Genomic DNA, 21,068 nt, shown 5'->3' with positions numbered 1-21,068 from the left:
CGAAAAAGAGAACCGAAGAACGAGAGAGGACGTAGATGCCCGAGGGCGATACCGTCTGGCGCGCCGCCAACACTCTGCGGGCAGCGCTCGAGGGCCAGCAGCTCACTGCCTGCGACATTCGTGTACCCCGTTACGCCACAGTCGACTTCACCGGCGAAACGGTCGAGTCCGTCGCGTCGAGGGGCAAACACCTGCTGATCAGAGTGGGCGGCTACTCGATCCACTCGCACCTGAAGATGGAAGGCACCTGGCACGTCTATGCACTGGGGGCTCGCTGGCGTCGTCCGGCCTTCCAAGCTCGGATCATTCTGAACACCGAGAAGGCGCAGGCCATCGGATTCGAGCTGGGCGTGCTGGAGATCCTCGAGAACGAGGACGACGCTGTCGGCTATCTCGGACCGGATCTACTCGGACCCGACTGGGACCCAGGTGTCGCCCTGACCAATCTGGAGTCGGACCCCGGCCGACCGATCGGCCTGGCCCTGCTCGATCAGCGCAACATAGCCGGACTGGGCAATGTCTACCGCAACGAGATCTGCTTCCTTCGCGGAGTCGATCCCCGCACTCCGGTCGAGGACTCCGGAGACCTGAAGAAGATGATCGACCTGTCCTTCCGCACCATCACCGCCAACAAGAATCGCAATCAGCGCGTCACCACCGGGGATCGTCGCGCGGGCCGTCATTTCTGGGTGTACGGCCGTGAGAACAAGCCGTGCAGGCGGTGCGGTACCACCATCGAGTTCGGACTGATCGGCGACAACCCACTCGAAGAACGGCAGATCTACTACTGCCCGCACTGCCAGAGATGACCGGCCTTCACAGAGCTTCGTCAGGTGAGACCAAGCCTGCTCACAGCTTCGCCGATCACCATGGATCGTATGTTGACACTTGCGATACTCACCCTGCTGGTCATGGCTGTCTCCGGCGCGACGGCTGCTCGCGCACCGCGGACGCTGGTTCGGGTTCCGTGACTCAGAGGGTCCGGACGGGTTCGAGAATTTCCTGACGCGCTTCGGGGGCGACGACCCGCAGGGCGTCGGCAGATTCGTCGTCCGGCTGACGCTGCGACGCGATCTCGGCCTCGACCCGAGCCCGGTACGTGTCGACCTCACGGTCGACCGTGGCCTCGTCCCACCCCAGGATCGGGGCGATGAGTGCGGCGACCTGACCCGCGCAGTTCATCCCCCGATGCGAGTACTCGATGGAAATCCGGGTGCGCCGCGACAGCACGTCCTCGAGGTGCAATGCGCCCTCGGCCGCAGCGGCATAGACCACCTCGACCTGCAGATAAGCGGGCGCGTCGGTCAACGGTTGCAGCAGTTCGGGTTTGCCGTCCGCCATGGCCAGCACCTCGTCGATCAGCGAGCCGTACCGGTCCAGCAGATGAGTCACTCGGTGCGGATGCAGCCCGTGTACTTCGCCCAGGTGCGGGGCCTGATTGACCAGCGCGAAGTAACCGTCCGCGCCGACGAGCGGCACCTTCTCGGTGATCGACGACGCCACCCGCGCCGGGATGTCCTCGGCCGCGAGATCCACTGCGTCCTCGGCCATCACCCGGTAGGTCGTGTACTTGCCACCTGCGATGGCAATGAGTCCCGGTGCCACCCGCGCCACCGCGTGCTCACGGGACAGCTTGGACGTCTCGTCGCTCTCACCCGCCAGTAGCGGCCGCAATCCCGCGTAGACGCCGTCGATGTCGTCGTGCGTGAGCGGCGTGACGAGCACCCCGTTGACTTCGCCGAGAATGTAGTCGATATCGGCTTTGGTCGCGGCGGGGTGCGCGAGATCTAGGTTCCAGTCGGTATCGGTGGTGCCGATGATCCAGTGCGCGCCCCACGGAATGATGAACAGCACGGACTTCTCGGTGCGCAGAATGATCGCGGCTTCGCTGACGATCCGATCGCGCGGCACCACGATGTGCACACCCTTCGAGGCCCGTACTCGGAAGCGACCACGCATGTTCGACAGCGACTGAATTTCGTCTGTCCACACGCCCGTGGCGTTGATCACCACGTGCGCACGCACCTCGGTGGTGGCCCCGGTCTCCGAATCTCGTACTCGCACACCGGAAACACGGTCGGCTTCACGGAGGAACCCCACGACCTGAGTGGACGTACGCACCACTGCGCCGTAGTGGGCTGCCGTTCTGGCGACGGTCATCGTGTGCCGCGCGTCGTCGACGACGGTGTCGTAGTACCGAATTCCGCCGATCAGCGACTTCCGTTTGAGGCCGGGCGACATCCGCAGGGCACCCGAACGGGTCAGATGCTTCTGTTGCGGAACCGATTTGGCACCGCCCATCCGGTCGTACAGAAAGATACCCGCCGCGATGTACGGGCGCTCCCACCCCCGATGGGTGAGGGGGAACAGGAATTTCAGCGGTTTGACCAGATGCGGCGCGAGTGTGGAGAGCGAGAGTTCACGTTCGTGCAGCGCCTCACGGACGAGTCCGAACTCGAGTTGTTCGAGGTAGCGAAGGCCACCGTGGAACATCTTGGACGAGCGAGAGGACGTGCCCGACGCGTAGTCACGCGCCTCCACGAGCGCTACCTTCAGGCCTCGTGTTGCGGCGTCGAGCGCGGCACCCGAACCCACGACGCCACCGCCGACGACCACGACGTCGAATTGTTCGCGTCCGAGCTGGTCCCACGCCTCCACCCGTTGGGTGGGTCCGAGGAACTTCGTGTTCGATCGGTTGCTCACTGGGCGCTCCCTGTCCTCGAAAATTCCTCACGATATCTCCCACGTCAGGCTACCGCCCCAGGTCGGCCGAGCGCAGAACCAGCGCAGGCTGGTCGCGGTTCAGCTTCGCCGTGTCATCGACGTATGTGCCGCGCTCAGCCGCCGCACTGCCTCGTTCAGCACCTCCGGTGTGGAGCCGGCGAAGCTCAACCTCAGCGAGTGGCGGAAGTACTCGGCCGACGTGGACGTTGCAGCGCGCACGAACGCGCTACCCGGCACGAACGCGACGCCGTGCGCGAGCGCCGCAGCGAGCAGCTCGGTGGTATCGGTCCCGTCGCGAAAGGTCGCCCATGCGAACATTCCACCTGTGGGTCGCGAGACGTCCAGCGCCGAACCGAATTCCCCGGACAGAGCGCTCGTCAATGCGTCTGCGCGACAACCGTACTCACGCCGAAGATCGGTCAGGTGGTCCGCCAGCCACCCGGTGTCGCCCAGCATGTCCGCTGCCATCAGCTGTGTCAGCGAGGAACCGCACAGATCGGCACCCTGTTTGAGCAGTTCCACCGCCGCGCACACTCGGGGCGGGGCAACGAACCATCCCACGCGCAGAGTCGGTGCCAGGATCTTCGACGCGCTCGACAACGTGACGACCCGATCGCTGTGACACGCGATCGGCAACGGGGGCGGTCCGGATTCGATTGTGTCGAACCAGATCTCGCCGTACGGATCGTCCTCGATGATCCAGAATCCGTACCGGTCGGCCAGGGCCGCGAGTCGGCGACGGCGAGCCTCGGTCATCGTCACGCCGCGGGGGTTGTGGAAGTTGGCGACCGTATGGACCACCGCGGGCCGCAGGCCGGCGAGCAGCCGCGCTTCGAGCTCGTCGACATCCATCCCGCCATCGGTGATGGGGATGGATTCGATCTGTGCCTCGGCAATCGAAAACACCTGCAGCGCTCCGGTATACGCCGGTTCGTCGACCACCACGACGGCACCCGGGTCGATCAGCGCCTGCGCGAGCAGTGTCAGGGCCTGCTGCGATCCGTGCGTCACGACGACGGATTCCACCGGAACGGTACCCCCTTCGCGTGCGAGGGTTTCCCTGGCTGCAATGACGCGGCGCAGGGCTCGGTGGCCGGAGGTCTCACAGTACTGCACTGCGTCGGAGTGTCGCAGCACTGCGTCCGCTGCGGCAGCGATGCGGTCGACCGGTATGAGATCTGCGGCCGGTAAACCGCCGGCCAGGCTGATGATCTCGTCGCGAGCGGTCAGGGCCAGAATGTCGCGGATGGCCGAGCTGTCGAGTGTTGCGGTGCGTCGGGCCAAGCCGGCAGGCGGATGAATCGAAGACACGAAAGAGACTCCAGGGCAGCAGGGACGGGAAGAACGGCCCGCGGATCCGCAGAGTCGAAGAGAGAGCGGACGGGTGTGTCCGCTCTCTCGACTATGTCATGTGCGTCCGGAATATGAAACGCACTTCTCACATTGTGAAATCAGTCCAGGTCGTCGTGCGCCATCAACTGACGCGCGGCCTCGATGACCGAACCCGACAGCGACGGATAGACCGAGAACGTGTTGGCCAGGTCGTTCACCGACAGATTGTTCTGCACGGCCATCGCGATCGGAAGAATCAACTCCGATGCGCTCGGAGCAACCACCACGCCACCGATGACCACACCGGTGGCGGGGCGACAGAAAATCTTGACGAAACCACGCTTGAGACCACTCATCTTCGCTCGCGGGTTGGTCGTCAACGGCAACATCACCGTGCGTGCCGGTACGTCGCCTGCATCGATCGCGGACTGTGCGACGCCGACCGATGCGATCTCGGGCCGCGTGAACACCGCCGACGCCACGGTCTTGAGCTTGATGGGACTGACGGCCTGGCCCAGGGCGTGGTACATCGCGATGCGTCCCTGCATCGCGGCCACCGACGCCAACGGCAGCAGACCCGTGCAGTCACCCGCCGCGTAGATGCCCGCGACCGCAGTACGAGACACGCGGTCGACACGCAGGTATCCACCCTTGTCGAGCTCGATCCCGACCTTCTCCAAACCGAGTCCCGACGTGTTCGGGACCGATCCGACGGTCATCAGCGCGTGGCTGCCCTCGACGGTGCGCCCGTCGGACAGCGTGACGACGATACCGTCGTCGGTGCGGACGACCGAGTCTGCGCGGGCATGCTTGACGAGGGTGACGCCACGTTCGTTGAACGCGTCTTCGAGCACAAGGGCAGCGTCCTCGTCCTCGTGCGGGAGGACGCGATCGCGGCTCGATACCGCGGTGACCTTGACGCCCATCTCGGTGTAGGCCGAGACGAACTCGGCACCGGTCACACCGGATCCCACGACGACAAGGTGTTCTGGCAGTGCTTCGAGGTCGTACAACTGCCGCCAGTTGAGAATGCGTTCGCCGTCCGGCTCGGCACCCTTGACGACGCGGGGGCGCGCTCCGGTGGCGACGAGGACGACATCGGCGTCGAGAATTCGCTCCTCGCCGTCGGCCAACACCGCCTTGATCTGGTGCGAGGCCAATCCGACGTGCGTGTCGATCATCTCGGCGCGACCGGCCAGTATTTCGACGCCCACCGAGGTGACCCGGTGCGCGATGTCGGTGGACTGCGCCTGCGCGAGGCTCTTCACTCGCGAATGAATCTGGGGCAGCGCGACCGCTGCCTGTGATGGGTCGAGTGAGATTCCGAGGTCGCTCGCGCGACGCATCTCGGTGCGAATGCCGGTCGAGGCGATGAACGTCTTCGACGGCACGCAGTCCCACAGAACGCAGGCGCCACCGATGCCGTCGGAATCGACGAGCGTCACCTGTCCGCCGTGCTGCGCCGCCACCAATGCTGCTTCGTACCCTGCCGGACCACCACCGATGATCACAATCCGGGTCATTGATCCTCTTCTCGCGTGCTGAAATCTTTGTACTGTGTCACGTCAACGGTATTGCAGTGTCCGGTTCCGCGCGTCGGTAAGGCTAGCTTCACTCCACCCGTCGCTCGGCGTACCTGCGACGACGCACCGAAACACCACCACGGGGCGTCAACGGGCGGCGATACGGTTTAGGCTGGCCGACGTGCCAATTTATGCCGCCTACGGATCGAACATGCATCCGGAGCAGATGTTGCAGCGTTGCCCCCACTCACCGCTGTCGGGAACCGGGTGGCTGCACGGGTGGCGCTTGACCTTCGGCGGTGGCGACATCGGCTGGGAGGGCGCGCTCGCCACGATCGTCGAGGACCCGGACTCACAGGTCTTCGTGGTGCTCTACGACGTCTCCGACGAGGACGAGGAGAGCCTGGATCGGTGGGAGGGCTCGGAGCTCGGCATCCACCGCAAGATTCGGCTGCGCATCGAGACCGGAGGCGAGCCGGTCCTCGCGTGGCTCTACGTTCTCGACGCCTACGAGGGTGGCCTACCGTCGGCACGCTACCTCGGGGTCATGGCCGAGGCAGCCGAAATTGCCGGTGCCCCAGCCGAATACGTGCGCGACCTGCGCACCAGGAACAGCCGCAACGTAGGACCGGGCACCACGTCGTAGAAGTTCGCGGTCAGCGGCGACGACAACCGCCCGACCGCTAGTTCGGGTCCAATGCGATTCCGGTCATCACTTTCACACCCACGGCCAAGGCTCGCTCGTCGAGGTCGAATGTCGGCTGATGGATGTCGAGTTGCGGACCGGTCCCCGACCACACGCCCAGTCGGGCCATCGCTCCCGGCACGTTCTCCAGGTACCACGAGAAGTCCTCGCCACCACCGGACTGAGCCGTGTCGGCCAATGCTGTCGGACCGACTCGGCCGATTGCCTTCTCGAAGGTGGCCGTGGACGCCGGGTCGTTCACTACAGGCGGTACGCCGCGACGGTAGTGCAGCTCGAATCGCACCCCGGTCGGTGCCAGCAGACCGGTGACGATCTCGCGAACGAGCGGCTCGAGCAGCGCCCACGTTTCGTGGTCGCCGGTCCGTACCGTTCCGGTGAGCATGCCGGTCTGCGGAATGGCGTTGGGGGCCTGCCCCGCCACGACCGCACCCCAGACCATCACCGTGCTGGTTCGCGGATCGATGCGTCTGCTCAACATGCCGGGCAGCCCGGTGATGACGGTCCCCAACGCGTAGACCAGATCGGTCGTCAGATGCGGCCTCGACGTGTGCCCGCCAGGCGAGTCCAGACGCAATTCGACGGTGTCGGCGGCGGAGGTGATGGCCCCGACACGCACTCCCACCTGCCCCACCTCGAGCCGCGGATCGCAGTGCAACGCGAAAATCTTCGACACCCCGTCGAGCGCTCCCGCGGCAACGGCGTCGAGTGCACCGCCCGGCATGACCTCCTCGGCAGGTTGGAAGATCAGCCGGACGCCATGTTGCAGGTCCGGCAGCGACGCCAGCGCGAGTCCGGTCGCCAGCAGCACCGTGGTGTGCGCATCGTGCCCGCACGCGTGGGACACGCCGGGAACCGTCGACGTGTACGGCGCACCGGTGATCTCCTGCAGCGGCAGCGCGTCCATGTCCGCGCGCAGCGCGACGCGCGGGCCGTCGGGACCGATATCGCAGATCAAGCCCGTACCGCCGGGCAGAGGTTTGGGTGACAGGCCTGCCGCCGACAGCTGCTCCATGACGAACGCCGTCGTAGCGAATTCACGACGGGCCAGTTCCGGATGGGCGTGAATGTGCCGACGCCACAGGGACAGATCTTCTGTGTGAGCCTGAATCCACCGATCGATCGCGGCTTCACGTGAACTCATCGGAACTTGTGCCTCTTCGCCTGCCCTCATCCGAACTTCCGCCTCTTCGCCTGCGCTCATCCGAACTTCCGCCTCTTCGCCTGCGCTCATCCGAACTTCCGCCTCTTCGCCTGCGCTCATCGCTGCGCCGCCGATCGAGCGTTCACACCGTCGAGCAGACGCGCCCGGGTCTGTGGATCGGCTGCGGCACGAGCGGCCGTTCCGGCGAGGGCGAGAGCACCGTCGAGCAGTGCACGATCGGCGGACTCGGTGACACACGCTGCGGCGAACTCCGGTTGATGCGTCACCGCCCCTCCGGCATCGAGGCCGACGACGGGGTGGATTCCGGGTAGAACATTCGTCACGTTTCCCATGTCAGTGCTGCCCAACGGGCGAAATCCTTCCAATTCCGGTAACAACGGCGACCGTCCCAGCGATTCGATCTCCTGACGAAATGCCGCCACCAGCCACGAATCCGGGGTCAGGGCCGCGTACGTCGGCGAGACCGTGCGGATTTCGTGAGTGCATCCGGTGGCAATGGCGCCCGCCTCGAAACAGGCGAACGTCTTCTTCGTCAGCGCATCGAGTGACTCGGTGCTGTTCGCGCGCAGATAGTAGAGCAGTTCGGCATGTCCGGGCACGATGTTCGGCGCGACGCCGCCGTCGCTGACGATGCCGTGCAGTTGCTGGCCGGGCGAGAGGTGCTGCCGAATGAGCCCGAGCGCCACCTGCGCGACGGTGACGGCATCGCCCGCGTTGATTCCCCACTCGGGGGCGGCCGACGCATGGGCAGCGCGGCCGGTGAACTTGACGGCAACGTCGGCCAATGCCAGCGACGTCGCGCCCACGATGTCGAACGGGCCCGGATGCACCATCAGTGCGGCACCGATGTCGTCGAAGACGCCGCGCTCGAGCATCAGGACCTTGCCGCCGCCGGTTTCCTCGGCTGGGGTGCCGAGCACCCGGACCGTGATGCCGAGAGCATCGGCCACCGGCGCAAGCGCCAGGGCGGCACCCACCGCGGACGCGGCGATGATGTTGTGGCCGCAGGCGTGACCGATCTCGGGCAACGCGTCGTACTCCGCGCAGATTCCGATCACGAGCTCGCCGCTACCCACCGACGCGGTGAATGCGGTGTCGATGCCGGCGACCCCGGATTCGATCTCGAAATGGTGGGCGCGAAGCGTGTCGAGGACCTTCGCAACGCTGCGATATTCCTCGAACGCCAGTTCCGGTTCTGCGTGAATCGAGTGCGACAGCGCAACCACTTCGTCGGTTGTGTGAGCGAGCGCGCGGCCGATTTCCTCGCCCACGGCGGCACTGTTCGGTTCGTCGATCACGAGAGACAGTGTGTCACTAGCGCGGCGGCGTGTCGGAACGGCTGTGCCGACTCCGAGCCCGAACAGTGCCGGACGGGGCTAGTTACCGAAGCTGAAGTTGCTGTCGTCCGTCGGCGTCGTCAGCGCAGCGAGCAGGTCCACGTGCATCCGACTCTTGATGCCGGCCAGGTTCGCTCCCCGGGTGCTGGTCAGCGCCGCCGCCTTGGCAACGGCGTCGGAGACAACCGATTCCTCGGACGCCGTGGCCTCGACGATTCCTGCGGCCACCGCATCGGCCCCGCCGTAGCGACGGCCCGTCAACATCGCCTCGACGGCGGTCTGCTTGGGCAGCCTGGAATTGATCAGGGCAGACATGCCGACGGTGAACGGCATGTTGAGGTTGACCTCCGGCAGGCAGTAGAAGCCTCGGTCTGCGCGCTGGATGCGGAAGTCCTGCGCTGTTGCGAACATTGCGCCCGCACCGAATGCATGGCCCTGCACCGCTGCGACCGTAGGCATCGGGAATGCCAACAGCCGCGTGTAGAGCGTGTGCACGCGATCGAGGTACCAGGTGATCCGGTCCAGGTTCGCGAACAGCCAATCGGTGTCGAGTCCGTTGCTGTAGAACTTGCCTGCAGAGGTGGTGACCAGCGCGGCCGGACCGGTCGATGCCTCGACCTCGTCGAGCAGTGCATGGACGGCATCTATCCAGTCGGGGTGGAACCTGTTCTCTGGATTGCCCGCGCCCTCCTGGGCACCGAGGAACAAGATGTGGACATCACCGTCGCGTTCGAGATAAGGCATGCAGCGGATACTACTCGGCGGTAACTTCCCGGTCGCACCGTCTCGGTTCCACATCCATCGCAGCGATCTCATACTGTTGTTCATCGTGGCAACTTCCGACGCACGAGCAACCGATCCCGTGACCGATCCCGACGCGGCGGCGCGCACCGCCGCCGATGCTCTCGCTGCAGCGACCGGCATCGACACCCATACCGTCGCCATCGTCCTCGGCTCCGGCTGGCAGGCGGCCGCAGATGTCTTCGGCTCCCCCACCGCGACCGTGCGCATGGCCGATCTCCCCGGCTTCGCGCCGCCGTCCGCGTCGGGCCACTCCGGCACGATCACCTCGGTGGACGTGGGCGGAACCCACACTCTGTTACTTCAGGGCCGTACGCACGCCTACGAGGGCCACGACCTCCGACGCGTCGTGCACCCGGTGCGCACCGCTATCGCGGCAGGCGCGACGACCGTCGTCCTGACCAACGCCGCCGGCGGCATCCGTGAAGGCATGAGCGTCGGCCAACCGGTTCTGATTTCCGATCACCTCAACCTGACCGCCCGTTCGCCGCTCGTCGGCGCCGAATTCGTCGATCTCGTCGGTGCCTACTCACCCGAACTCCGCGCTCTCGCGGCCGAGATCGATCCGTCTCTCGAGGACGGCGTCTACGCGGGACTGCCGGGCCCTCACTACGAGACGCCTGCCGAAATCAAGATGCTGCGCACGTTCGGTGCAGATCTGGTGGGCATGTCGACTGTGCACGAGACGATCGCCGCCCGTGCAAAGGGTGCTCGCGTGCTGGGAATTTCGTTGGTCACCAACCTCGCTGCCGGCATGACCGGAGAACACCTCGATCATTCCGAAGTGCTCGCTGCGGGCAAGGATTCGGCAGCTCGGATGGGCGCTCTGCTGCACGAGTTGGTCACCCGGCTGTGATCGAGGATCTCACCGAACGCGTGCAACTCTGGATCGCGGGAGATCCCGATCCGGCGAGCCGCGACGAACTCGACGGCCTCTCCGATTCCGAACTCGCGGACCGATTCAGCGGTCCGTTGACCTTCGGCACCGCCGGTCTCCGAGGGCCGGTGCGCGCCGGCCCGAACGGCATGAACGTCGCCGTGGTCGTACGAGCAACCGCCGGTATCGCAGCGTGGTTGCTCGGGCAGGGCCTCGGAGGATCCACGGTCGTGGTGGGCCGTGACGCGCGCACCGGTTCGGAACAGTTTGCCTTCGCGGCGGCGGAAACGTTGGCTGCGCAGGGATTTTCGGTGGTCCTTCTGCCTCGACCACTCCCCACGCCCGTTGTCGCCTTCGCCGTACGGGCGCTCGATGCCGAGCTGGGGGTGCAGATCACCGCATCGCACAACCCCGCCGCCGACAACGGGTACAAGGTGTATCTGCGGGGCGGGTCGCAGTTGGTTCCGCCGAGCGATGCCCAGATCGAGGCGCTCATCGACGCCAGCGCAGATGCAGTCGACGTGCCTCGCACAGCCGTCGAGCCCAGCGGCTCGGACATCGCGTCGCGCTATCTCGATTCGGTTGTGAGACTGCCCCGTTCGAGATCACGCGATGTTCGTATCGCCCTGACAGCACTGCACGGCGTCGGCGGAGAACTCGCCGTGGCGGCACTGCGCGGCGCTGGGTTCCGCGACATCCGGGTGGTCGAGGAGCAGTTCGAGCCCGATCCGTCCTTCCCGACGGTGACCTTCCCCAACCCGGAAGAGCCGGGTGCTGCGGACGCGGTTCTCGCGCTGGCGGCCGAGACCGACGCCGACCTCGCCGTGGCACTCGACCCCGATGCCGATCGCTGCGCAGTCGGAGTCCGAGACGCTCACGGTTGGCAGATGCTGACCGGGGACGAAACCGGCGCTCTGCTGGCCGACTACCTGCTGCGTGACGCACCGCCCGGCTCACTGGTGGCCAACACCATCGTGTCCTCGCAGCTGCTCTCGGCACTGGCACCGGCCCGCGGCGCGCGCTATGCCCGCACACTGACCGGTTTCAAATGGCTCGTGCGCGCCGGAGACGGCCTCGTGTACGCCTACGAAGAAGCGATCGGTCACTGCGTAGATCCGAATGTGGTGCGAGACAAGGACGGGATTTCTGCCGCCGTCGTACTGGCGGACCTCGCGGCAGCGCTGAAGCAGGACGGACGCACGCTACTCGACGTACTCGACGACCTCGCCGTCGAATTCGGAGTCCACAGCGGTGCGCAGGTGTCGCGCCGAGTGCAGGATCTCACCGACATCGGGGACATGATGCGCCGACTGCGCAGCACGCCGCCGACCGAGCTGGCCGGACGCACGGTGACTGTCATGGACTACGCCGACCGGGACGACGAGTTGCGCACCGACGCAGTCGAAATCGCGGGATCCGGACTCCGGGTCATCGTGCGGCCGTCCGGGACCGAACCCAAGCTCAAGGCGTACCTCGAGGTCGTCGAGCCCGTCTCGGACCGGCAGGATCTGGCAAGGGCGAGAGCGACGGCGGACGAACTCCTGGCCCAGCTCTCCGCGTTCGCAAAAGAGCTGTAACTCAGAACAGTGCCGACTGCACCGCTGGCAGATCGGACGTGAAAGCCCCGAGTTCGATGCGCCGACCCTTCAATGCCGCTAGATCCGCGACGTAGGTCTGCTCGTCGACCGAGGCGATCACTGCCTGCCCGACGCATGTCCTGATCTGCAGTCCATGAGAGCCGGTTGCGACATCGGCGGGGTAGGCAACCCGAGTATCGTTTTCGCTCAATGTTTCCCGCCCCGCAGGCGGAGTCCACCGCTCCGCGATCGGCCGGCATCCGCCGATCGCGGCGTCGGTCAACAGCTGACGGACCTGCTCCGCACGCGCGACAGTGCCTGCCTCCAATCGGTCGAGATCGAGTGGCACGCACAGCGATGCTGCCTTCGTCGCCGACCGTACGGCCTGCCGTAGTCCGAGCCTTTCGGTCACCAGGTCCTCGGCGACACGCACGGCCTTGCCGTCGTCCGCGTGCGCGACGTACTGCGCACAGATAGCCCCCTGCTCGGCCAGCCGACCCCATTTGCGAGTCTGCGCGGCTGTCCCGATCTTGAAGGTGCCGTTGGCAAATGCCGCCAGGTAGAGCCAATGCGGTGCCATGACATGCTTTTCCAGATCACGCGAGACGAATCCGCTGCGGTGCACGGTATGAACGAAACGAAACACGTCCTTGTCCGCGCACCGTGCGCACTGGCTCGACCCGACGGCCGGCTCTCGGCCCGGGCACGGAACGTACCGCGGCGGCCCGTCCGCAGTGAATGCCGTTCGGCCCGTGCAGTATCGGTCTGCCGCACCGCCGAGAGCGCGGTAGCTCAGTGTGTTACCCACCAGCTCCTGGAACTCGACCTGCTCGGTCTCGATATCGAGCAGGCGCAACCGCGGGGTGTCGGGCCCGGCGGAGGGCCAGGACACCCCGAGCGCGAGCAGGGTTGCACCGGAGCGAATCAGCGGGGTCCGAACTGACGGTCGCCCGCGTCGCCGAGGCCCGGGACGATGAAGGCATTCTCGTTGAGTCCGTCGTCGATGCTCGCGGCAACGAGTCGCACCGGGAGTCCCGACGCTTCGAGCGCTGCGACACCTTCGGGGGCGGCCACGACGCAGATGGCAGTGACATCGGTTGCGCCGCGTCCAACGAGCAGCTCGATCGTGTGCACCATCGATCCGCCGGTCGCCAGCATGGGGTCGAGCACGTAGACCGGAGTCTGGGACAGGTCGTCGGGCAAGGACTCCATGTAGGGCACCGGCTGATGCGTCTGCTCGTCCCTGGCCATCCCGACGAACCCGACGCGAGACTGTGGAATCAGACCGCTCGCCTTCTCCACCATGCCGAGACCGGCACGCAGTACGGGCACGAGCAGCGGCGGATGAGCCAACCGGGTGCCCTGGGTGACTGCGACGGGAGTACGTACCTCGAACGTGTCGATGTCGGCGTCCCTGGTGGCCTCGTACACCAGCATGTGGGTGAGCTGGCGGAGCGCAGTTCGGAACGTGGCGTTGTCGCTCCGCTCGTCCCGCATGGTGGTGAGCAGGGCGGCGGCCAGTGGGTGGTCGACCACGTGTGTATCCATGTCTCACAGGATAAGGCCCAGCACCATGAGGCCCACACGATGAGCCCCACCGGAGGAGATCGCCGAGACGCACGGCGAACGGCAAGTCGTGGGAACCGATGTGCCCGCACTCGCGTCGAACCAGTTGGGCGTCGCATTCGGCGACTGCGCGAACGCACGCGATTTCAGGGGGACTCATGGACGAACTCGTCGTCGAGACCGAGGGGGTGCTCGCCTACGGCGCAGCGGCGTCGACCATGGCCGAGCAGATCGCGGCGGCCGGCGCTGCCGCCGCTGCCTGCGGGCCCGCCGTGTTGGCACCGGTGTTCGGCCTGATCGGGCAGGAATTTCTGGCCACCGTGACCGGAACCCATCTGGCGCATACCGATGCGGTCGTTCGCCTGGCGGGAGCTGTGGCGAGCCTCGGTTCTGCGGCCACCGATGCTGCGGTGTCGTACGCCCGCACCGACGACGCAACCGGGGCGGCCGTCACGGCCCGTTCTGCCGGTCGCGCACCGGACGCTCGGTAAGCGGCGATGATCGATCTACTCTCTCGCCCCATCGTCGAGCTGCTCGGTGCCTTCGGCGGCGGTACCGTTCCCTCCGGAGGCCCGGCCGACGTGTTGCGACTGTCGTCGGCTGCGATCGAGGCCGCACAGGGAATCGGCCGCATCGCGATCACCGAACTTGGTTCGACCTGGAACGGCGAGGCCGCGGATGCCGCACTTCGGTACGCCGAGAACGCTCATGCGAGTGCTCTGGCCCTTGCCGATCACGCGGACGATATCGCCGCCGTCGTCGATCGGGCATGTCGGGATACCGAGCAGGGTTTCGTCGAACTACAGGCAATAGTGCAGTCGTTCGTGGGCATCGCCCTCTCCGCAGGACCGATCATCGCCACCCCGATCGGGCAGACGATGCTGATCTCGGCCGCGATCGAGCACCTCGAGCGTGCCCTGGCGGTGGTCGCGCGTGTGCGCGCCGAACTGGCCGTGCACGCTGCGACAGCCGGCGAGCTGGCCTCCCCACCCGCGGTCCCCGCACCCATCGACTCCGGCCCGGCAGCAGTGCCGGGCTCGCCCTCCAATCTGATGACCTCACCCGCAACGGCGCAGGTCATAGAGACCGGGGAGAAGCTGGCGAAGACGTTCGCGCAGTCGCTCTCACCGACCGGCGGCACGCCGGACTCCCCCGGAGCCGTTGGAGCACAGCACTTCTTGGGCAATTCGGCGATGGATTCACCCCGCGCCGGGGACGCCGGCCGAGGAGTAGAGGTGCGATTGCCCGACGGGAGCACCGTCACTGCCCCCAACGCCGAAGCCGCAGGTGCCGTTCGCAGCGCGTTGACGCAGCAGGGCGTCCCCTACGCCTGGGGCGGTACGACGCCGGGCACCGGACTGGACTGCAGTGGGTTGACCCAATGGGCGTACGCACAGCAGGGCGTCGACATCCCCCGGCTGGCGCAGGAACAGGACATCGGCTCGTCGGTCGCGGCCGGTGACGTACAGCCCGGCGATCTCGCGGTGTGGGACGGCCACGTAGCGATGGTCATCGGCAACGGCCAGCTCGTCGAGGCGGGAGACCCGGTGCAGGTAGGACCGATCAGAACGACCAACAGCGACATGGCATTCAAGGGCTTCTACCGCCCGACCCAGTAACGGGTCGGACCGAACGAGAGGCAGACCGAATGAGAGGAAGTCGATGACGGACGCGAACACCACCGTCGTCAGCGCGGTATCGGCAACTCGATCCGGCTCGGTATCCGTTCGCGCCACCGAGCATGGAGTGCCGATCGCAATCGCTATCGACGAACGTGAACTACGTTACGGGGGAACAGCATTGGCGTCGACGATCCTGCATCGATGCACGCGGGCGACCACAGCCGCTCGGGCACAGCGCCGAATCCGGTTGGCCGAGGACGGGGTTCCCGCCGACATCCTCGATCGCCTGGGTCTGCCGACCGACGCCCGAGTGGCCGCCGACGCGAACGACGATCTGGCCCAGGATCCGGCACCCACGAGTTGGTTGCGACCGGTATGACCCACTCTCACCCCACCGATCTCGACACCGTGATCGACAACGTGATCGACAAAGCCCGACACCGGCTCGACGGATTGCGCGAGACACAGGAGCGCGTCGACCACATCAGGATTCGAGTGGCCTCGCCCAACGGGCTCGTGACCGTCGTCGCGGACGGTACCGGGGCCATGGTCGGCCTCGATCTCGCGGAGGATCTCGGATCGGTGACTGCCCGCGAACTCGCGTCGACCATCGTTCTCACAGCTGCCGAGGCGGCGTCCGCAGCGTTGGACCAGCGCGAGACCATCCTGCAAAGTCTGCAGGCTTCGTTCACAGACTCCTGAGATAGGCTTCGCGCCATGGCTGGAGACATCATCCCGATCGAACTCGGTCTGACCGCCGGTGACTTCTCGACACTGTGGGCACCGGAGTGGCGAGAAGGCGACGACGAATGGGAGGCATTCCTCGGACACGAGGAAGATCTCTACGGATTCGCCACGGTTGCCGAGCTCGCCGCATTCGTCCGATCCGACGACGACAACGACCTCGTCGACCACCCGTCGTGGCCGGTGGTGTCCGCTCTCGCGGCCTACGAATTCGAGCCGGACGAGCTGCATCGGTTCGACCTCGTCGCAGTGCCCGAGCTGGTGGCTGCAGACCCCGAAGCCGACGTTCTCGCCGAACTGCAGGCCACCTTCGACATCGTCTCGTCCATCGGTGATGTCTGCGAACTACGGCCCGTCACAAGCTTTTTCGGAACCAATCCGTTCGTCGGAGCGGTGGCCGGTGGCGTCGAGAACTTTCTCGGCCGTGAAGGTGCCGAGCTGTGGGACCGCATCGGCGCAGCAGTGGCGAGGCATTGGGACGAAGTCCTCGACGCAGTCGATTCCATCGTGACCTCCCCCGACGTCGACAGCGCCGCCGTCGCCGTCGCCGAGGCGGAGATCACCGCGGCTGCGGAGAACGCCGTCGATGCAGACGACGCAACGGACGACATCGACGACGACACCGAGGACGACGAGTCCGACGACGACGCAGAGAGCGACGATGACGACGTCGACCGAGATCCCATCGCCGCTGCCGCGGCGGAGGAGACGTTCTGGACCACCGTCGGTATCGATCCCATTCGCATCATCACGTCCGACGACACGCTGTACACCCTGCGTTGCTACCTCGGCGACAAGCCCGTCTTCCTCGGCCGCGGTGGCGCCATCAGCGTGTTCGGGTCCGAGCGGTCGCTGGCTCGCTATCTCGCCGACGATCACGATCACGATCTGGCGCAGGTCAGCACATACTCCGATGTTCAGACCGCCGCGATCGACGGCTCCCTGGACATCACGATCACCGACGACAACGTCTACGTACTGCCCGGACTAGCCGACGACCTTGCCGACGGGCCCACCGCAGTGGACGTCGACCAGCTCGATCTTGCCGTCGAATTGTTCACCGATGCAGCCGATTTCGCCGGGGACAGCTCGGTGGACGAGGCCCTCGCCACGTCCACACCGTTGGGCTGGTACGTCTCGTACACCCTCGAGCCCAGTCCCGATCGGCTGGCCCCGAGCGCACCGTTCGACGTCGAGGCCGAGGCCTGGCGCGCCCTCGAGCGAGAGTTCGAGAGCCGTCTCCGCAAGAAGTAGGGCGTTCTCGCCCGGCCACGCGCCCGCTCGTCAGCCGATCAGCACCGCGTAGCCGGGTTTGATGACGTCGTCGATCAACGCCAATCGCTCGTCGAACGGCAGGAATGCGGACTTCATCGCATTGATGGTGAATCGCTCGAGGTCACTCCACCCGTAGCCGAACGTATCCACCAGTTTGACCATCTCTCGGCTCATCGAGGTGTCGCTCATCAAACGGTTGTCGGTGTTCACGGTGACGCGAAACCGCAGTCGTGCGAGCAGGTCGAAGGGGTGCGTCGCCAACGATTCGACGGCACCGGTCTGCACATTGGAACTGGGGCACAACTCCAGAGGCATCCTGGTGTCGCGGACGTACGCGGCCAACAGACCGAGTGACGGCGTGCCGTCGGAGTTCGTGGTGATGTCGTCGGTGATTCGCACTCCGTGTCCGAGCCGGTCGGTCCCGCAGAACGCCACTGCTTCCTGGATGGACGGCAGACCGAACGCTTCGCCTGCGTGAATGGTGAAGTGCGCGTTGCTGGCTCGCATGTATTCGAAGGCGTCGAGATGGCGGCTGGGAGGGAAGCCCGCCTCGGCCCCGGCGATGTCGAAGCCCACCACTCCGCGGTCACGGAAACGCACCGTCAGTTCCGCGATTTCTCGTGAACGTGCGGCGTGCCGCATGGCCGTCAGCAGGGTGCCTATGGTGATGTTCTTGCCCCGCACCTTGGCTGCGGAGATGCCCGCCTCGAAACCGGCGAGGGTGTGGGTGACGACCTCGTCGAGGGTCAGCCCGCGTTCGAGGTGCTGTTCCGGCGCGAAGCGCACCTCGGCGTACACGACGCCGTCGTCGGCCAGATCCTCGGCGCATTCGCGCGCCACCCTGAACAACCCCTCGGGGGTTTGCATCACGGCCACGGTGTGCGCGAAGGTCTCGAGGTAGCGCTCGAGCGATCCACTGTCCGCTGCGTCGCGGAACCACTCCCCCAGAGCGGCACCGTCGGTCGCGGGTAACCCGTCGTATCCGCATTCGTCGGCCAGTTCGAGCACGGTCTGCGGTCGGAGTCCGCCGTCGAGGTGGTCGTGGAGCAACGCCTTCGGAGCCGACCTGATGGACGCGAGATCGAGTGGCGCACTGCCACCGATCGAGGACTGAGTGTTCTCCGCGGTGCTCATGTGTCGACGGTAGCGCGCGTCGTGCGCGGACGCGCGCCTGTCATCGCCACTCGGCGAGTCCGCGGATTCCCCCGACGTCCGCCGCTTCCGCGACCTATTTCGTTGCATTGTTACTCCGATGAAAACTATTCCGTCGATACACAGCGAATCGGCGACGGAAATCGTAGTGTTCATCCATCACACGCGACCGATTCTGTCGGGTCCCCTTCCGACGCCTCGGTCGACTCGAACCTCGGAGAGACCTATGTCGATTGCGGAACCGCCCAGCACCATTCCGGGCAAGGGACTCAACACCGGCGCGCTCGGGTTGGTCGGCAACATCGTCATCGGACTGTCGGCGGTGGCCCCGGCCTACAGTCTCGCCGCCACCCTCGGCTACGTCGTTCTGGCCGTCGGCGACAAAGCACCGTCGATGTTTCTCATCGCCTTCGTTCCGATGCTGCTCACCGCCTTCGCCTACCGCGAGCTCGGGCGCGACACACCGGACTGCGGGACGTCGTTCACCTGGGGCACCAAGGCCTTCGGGCCCTGGGTCGGTTGGATGGCCGGGTGGGGGCTGGCCGTCTCGGCGATCATCGTGCTGGCCAACGTCGCCGAGATCGCAGCCATCTACCTGTTCGAGTTCCTCGGCCTGTCGGACTTGGCGGAGTCGACCGCGGCCAAGGTCGCCCTCGGTTCGTTCTTCATCGTCTCGATGACCTACGTCAGTTTTCGCGGCATCCTCATCAGCGAACGCATGCAGAACGTGTTGCTGGTCGTCCAGTTCGGCGTACTCATCGGAGTGTCGGTGACGGCACTGGTCAAGGTGGGGACGGGTACGGCCGGTCCGCAGGCCATCACGCCGCAGTGGAGCTGGTTGGTGCCCACCGGGGTGACGATGTCCGACGCGGCCCAGGCCATCATCCTGTGCATCTTCATCTACTGGGGATGGGATGCCTGCCTTGCCGTCGGCGAGGAAACGAAGGACTCGGAGAAGACGCCGGGACGGGCCGCAGTGATCACCACGCTGATTCTCGTCGCGACCTACGTGCTCGTCGGATACGCCGTGCAGTCGTTCGCCGGGTTCGGAGACACGGGTATCGGTCTGAACAACCCGGACAACGTCGACGATGTGCTCACCATTCTCGGCGATCCGGTCGCCGGCTCGATCGTCGCGTCGCTGCTGCTGTTGACGGTGTCCATCTCGGCGCTGTCCTCTACACAGACGACCATCCTGCCCACGGCCCGCGGAACATTGTCGATGGCCGTGTACGAGGCAATCCCCAAGCGGTTCGCCAGTGTGCACCCCAAGTACATGACGCCCGGCTTCGGCACGCTCGTGATGGGTGCCGCAGCCCTGATGTTCTACCTTGTGCTCACCTTCGTCAGCGCCAACGCGCTGCAGGATTCGGTGGCATCGCTCGGGCTCGCGGTCGCGTTCTACTACGGCATCACCGCATACGCGTGCACGTGGTACTTCCGTCGGACACTGTTCTCGTCCGCCCGAAACCTGTTCATGCGCGGCATCTTTCCACTTCTCGGTGGGCTGTCCATGACGTGGGCGTTCGTGCAGAGCGCAGTCGACATGATCAAGCCCGACTACGGTTACACCGTCTACGGTCCGATCGGCGGAGTGTTCGTCCTCGGTGTCGGCATGCTGGTACTCGGAATCCCACTGATGCTGCTGTGCTTCGTGGGCAACAAGGATTTCTTCCAGGGCAAGACACTCACCGCGTCCACCGAAGTCAAGGTTCCGGACACTTACTAGAAGAGAAGAGAAGGACCGAAACTCATGAAGATCACCGTCGGCTACCTCGCCACCCCCAGCGGCGACGACGGCGTAGCCCTGGCCACCGCCCTCGCCCGCGCCCTCGACGCGTCCATCGACATCGTGCTGGTCATGGCCGTCGACGAACCTGTCATGGAAGGCAGCGGACCGTATCGAAAGATTCTCGAGGCCAAGGCGAGGGGCTGGGTGGACGACGCGGCCGCCCAGGTCCCGTCGGGTATCGAGGTGACCACGCACGTGATCGGCCACGAGTCGTTCGCCCGCGCCCTGATCGACTTCGCCGTGAACTCCGATGCCGACATGATCGTTGTCGGCGGTGCCAGTGACGGCCTGCTGAACCGACATTCGATCGGCTCGGTCGCCGGTCAGCTTCTGCACGCCTCGGAAGTTCCGTTGGCACTTGCCCCTCGGGGCTACCGGCTCTCCAGCGCACCGATCACCGATCTCACCGTCGCCGTCCCCACCCGGTCATCCGCCCCGAACCCGTTGCCGTTCGCTTTCACTCTCGCCAGCGCTGCGCACGTGCCTCTTCGATTGGTCTCGCTGGTCTCGCTGGAACCGACCGGAACCCCGAGCGACGAGACTTCACTGGACACGCGTCGACGGCAAGTCGCTGCCGCACAGGAGAATCTCGAACTCGCGGCCCGCACTCTCCCCGGCATCGAGGGCCTCGAATCCGTGGTGGCCGACGGGTCGACACTGGACGAGGCCGTGGGCAACCTCGAGTGGAAGCCGGGCGATGTGTTGTTGCTCGGCTCGAGTCGGCTGGCGACCCCCAAGCGGGTGTTCCTGGGCTCGAGTGCCGCCAAGATTCTGCGTGCTGCCCCGGTGCCGGTGGTCGTCGTTCCGCACGAGTGAGCGGCTTCGCCGCATGTGAGTGGAAATGCGTAGCAGAGCCCGAGTTTCCACTCACGTGCGGC

General features: G+C 65.8%; 20 protein-coding genes. 11 read left to right on the top strand and 9 right to left on the bottom strand.

All coding sequences use genetic code 11. The annotated features are described in order from the left end of the window. Positions 1 to 35 precede the first annotated feature (35 nt). Positions 36 to 809 (top strand): DNA-formamidopyrimidine glycosylase family protein, encoded by a 774-nt coding sequence (locus CH278_RS19235; RefSeq protein WP_027496444.1) that lies wholly within the window; start codon positions 36 to 38, stop codon positions 807 to 809. Positions 810 to 972: 163 nt separating this feature from the next. Here CH278_RS19235 and CH278_RS19230 read toward each other — a convergent pair whose 3' ends face one another. The 3 genes from CH278_RS19230 to CH278_RS19220 form a co-directional block, all read right to left on the bottom strand. Beyond that, on the bottom strand, positions 973 to 2,703 hold the full coding sequence (locus tag CH278_RS19230) for a glycerol-3-phosphate dehydrogenase/oxidase (RefSeq protein WP_027496443.1): 1,731 nt from the start codon (positions 2,701 to 2,703) through the stop codon (positions 973 to 975). 99 nt (positions 2,704 to 2,802) lie between these two features. Further along, positions 2,803 to 4,035: an aminotransferase-like domain-containing protein gene (locus tag CH278_RS19225; RefSeq protein WP_094622625.1), complete on the bottom strand. Its 1,233-nt coding sequence runs from the start codon at positions 4,033 to 4,035 to the stop codon at positions 2,803 to 2,805. Between the two features lie 140 nt (positions 4,036 to 4,175). Beyond that, positions 4,176 to 5,579, bottom strand: coding sequence for an NAD(P)H-quinone dehydrogenase (locus tag CH278_RS19220; RefSeq protein ID WP_027496441.1), 1,404 nt, complete (start codon positions 5,577 to 5,579; stop codon positions 4,176 to 4,178). 181 nt (positions 5,580 to 5,760) lie between these two features. On the opposite strand from CH278_RS19220, the gene CH278_RS19215 reads away from it, so the two are divergent. Next, positions 5,761 to 6,225 carry a gamma-glutamylcyclotransferase gene (locus CH278_RS19215; RefSeq protein ID WP_027496440.1) on the top strand — a complete coding sequence of 155 codons (465 nt, stop codon included), beginning with the start codon at positions 5,761 to 5,763 and terminating at the stop codon, positions 6,223 to 6,225. A 37-nt stretch (positions 6,226 to 6,262) separates the two neighbouring features. Here the strand turns inward: CH278_RS19215 and CH278_RS19210 are convergent, their stop codons facing one another. The 3 genes from CH278_RS19210 to CH278_RS19200 form a co-directional block, all read right to left on the bottom strand. After that, positions 6,263 to 7,426, bottom strand: a complete 1,164-nt coding sequence (locus CH278_RS19210) for a M20 family metallopeptidase (RefSeq protein WP_032370909.1) — start codon at positions 7,424 to 7,426, stop codon at positions 6,263 to 6,265. A 116-nt stretch (positions 7,427 to 7,542) separates the two neighbouring features. Then, positions 7,543 to 8,706, bottom strand: a complete 1,164-nt coding sequence (locus tag CH278_RS19205) for a M20 family metallopeptidase (RefSeq protein ID WP_179274370.1) — start codon at positions 8,704 to 8,706, stop codon at positions 7,543 to 7,545. A gap of 117 nt (positions 8,707 to 8,823) precedes the next feature. Further along, positions 8,824 to 9,528, bottom strand: a complete 705-nt coding sequence (locus CH278_RS19200) for an enoyl-CoA hydratase-related protein (protein WP_094622624.1) — start codon at positions 9,526 to 9,528, stop codon at positions 8,824 to 8,826. An 85-nt stretch (positions 9,529 to 9,613) separates the two neighbouring features. Between CH278_RS19200 and CH278_RS19195 the strand changes: the two genes are divergently transcribed. Further along, positions 9,614 to 10,441, top strand: a complete 828-nt coding sequence (locus CH278_RS19195) for a purine-nucleoside phosphorylase (RefSeq protein ID WP_048319886.1) — start codon at positions 9,614 to 9,616, stop codon at positions 10,439 to 10,441. Beyond that, the gene (locus CH278_RS19190) at positions 10,438 to 12,039 is read left to right on the top strand and encodes a phospho-sugar mutase (protein ID WP_094622623.1); all 1,602 of its coding nucleotides are present in this window, start codon (positions 10,438 to 10,440) and stop codon (positions 12,037 to 12,039) included. The genes CH278_RS19195 and CH278_RS19190 overlap by 4 nt, the downstream gene beginning before the upstream one ends. Position 12,040: 1 nt before the next feature. Here the strand turns inward: CH278_RS19190 and CH278_RS19185 are convergent, their stop codons facing one another. Continuing rightward, a complete protein-coding gene (locus CH278_RS19185) occupies positions 12,041 to 12,931 on the bottom strand; it encodes a DUF2797 domain-containing protein (RefSeq protein WP_230591647.1) in 891 nt (296 codons plus the stop codon). A gap of 32 nt (positions 12,932 to 12,963) precedes the next feature. Then, complete coding sequence (gene upp / locus CH278_RS19180; protein ID WP_032383959.1) at positions 12,964 to 13,587, bottom strand: uracil phosphoribosyltransferase; 624 nt, start codon at positions 13,585 to 13,587, stop codon at positions 12,964 to 12,966. Between the two features lie 176 nt (positions 13,588 to 13,763). Between upp and CH278_RS19175 the strand changes: the two genes are divergently transcribed. The 5 genes from CH278_RS19175 to CH278_RS19155 are packed head-to-tail and all read left to right on the top strand — an operon-like array spanning position 13,764 to position 17,225. Then, positions 13,764 to 14,096, top strand: coding sequence for a type VII secretion target (locus CH278_RS19175; RefSeq protein ID WP_080730081.1), 333 nt, complete (start codon positions 13,764 to 13,766; stop codon positions 14,094 to 14,096). 6 nt (positions 14,097 to 14,102) lie between these two features. Beyond that, positions 14,103 to 15,224, top strand: a complete 1,122-nt coding sequence (locus tag CH278_RS19170) for a C40 family peptidase (RefSeq protein ID WP_094622622.1) — start codon at positions 14,103 to 14,105, stop codon at positions 15,222 to 15,224. A gap of 43 nt (positions 15,225 to 15,267) precedes the next feature. Then, entirely contained in the window at positions 15,268 to 15,606 is a 339-nt protein-coding gene (locus CH278_RS19165; RefSeq protein WP_032408078.1) for a hypothetical protein, read from the top strand. Beyond that, the gene (locus CH278_RS19160; RefSeq protein ID WP_094622621.1) at positions 15,603 to 15,929 is read left to right on the top strand and encodes a YbaB/EbfC family nucleoid-associated protein; all 327 of its coding nucleotides are present in this window, start codon (positions 15,603 to 15,605) and stop codon (positions 15,927 to 15,929) included. Before CH278_RS19165 ends, CH278_RS19160 begins: the two co-directional genes overlap by 4 nt. A gap of 15 nt (positions 15,930 to 15,944) precedes the next feature. Beyond that, positions 15,945 to 17,225 carry a primosomal protein gene (locus CH278_RS19155; RefSeq protein ID WP_094622620.1) on the top strand — a complete coding sequence of 427 codons (1,281 nt, stop codon included), beginning with the start codon at positions 15,945 to 15,947 and terminating at the stop codon, positions 17,223 to 17,225. A 30-nt stretch (positions 17,226 to 17,255) separates the two neighbouring features. On the opposite strand, the gene CH278_RS19150 is transcribed toward CH278_RS19155, so the two are convergent. Beyond that, positions 17,256 to 18,380 carry an adenosine deaminase gene (locus tag CH278_RS19150; RefSeq protein ID WP_045841980.1) on the bottom strand — a complete coding sequence of 375 codons (1,125 nt, stop codon included), beginning with the start codon at positions 18,378 to 18,380 and terminating at the stop codon, positions 17,256 to 17,258. A 244-nt stretch (positions 18,381 to 18,624) separates the two neighbouring features. Between CH278_RS19150 and CH278_RS19145 the strand changes: the two genes are divergently transcribed. Next, the gene (locus CH278_RS19145) at positions 18,625 to 20,127 is read left to right on the top strand and encodes an APC family permease (RefSeq protein WP_094622619.1); all 1,503 of its coding nucleotides are present in this window, start codon (positions 18,625 to 18,627) and stop codon (positions 20,125 to 20,127) included. Between the two features lie 24 nt (positions 20,128 to 20,151). Beyond that, positions 20,152 to 21,006, top strand: coding sequence for a universal stress protein (locus CH278_RS19140; RefSeq protein ID WP_094622618.1), 855 nt, complete (start codon positions 20,152 to 20,154; stop codon positions 21,004 to 21,006). The last annotated feature ends 62 nt before the right edge of the window (positions 21,007 to 21,068 follow it).

Source organism: Rhodococcus sp. 05-2254-5, from assembly GCF_002258575.1.
GTDB classification, from domain to species: domain Bacteria; phylum Actinomycetota; class Actinomycetes; order Mycobacteriales; family Mycobacteriaceae; genus Rhodococcoides; species Rhodococcoides fascians.
Note: the sequence above shows the minus strand (reverse complement) of the source record. Positions and strands in the feature narration are given on the sequence as shown.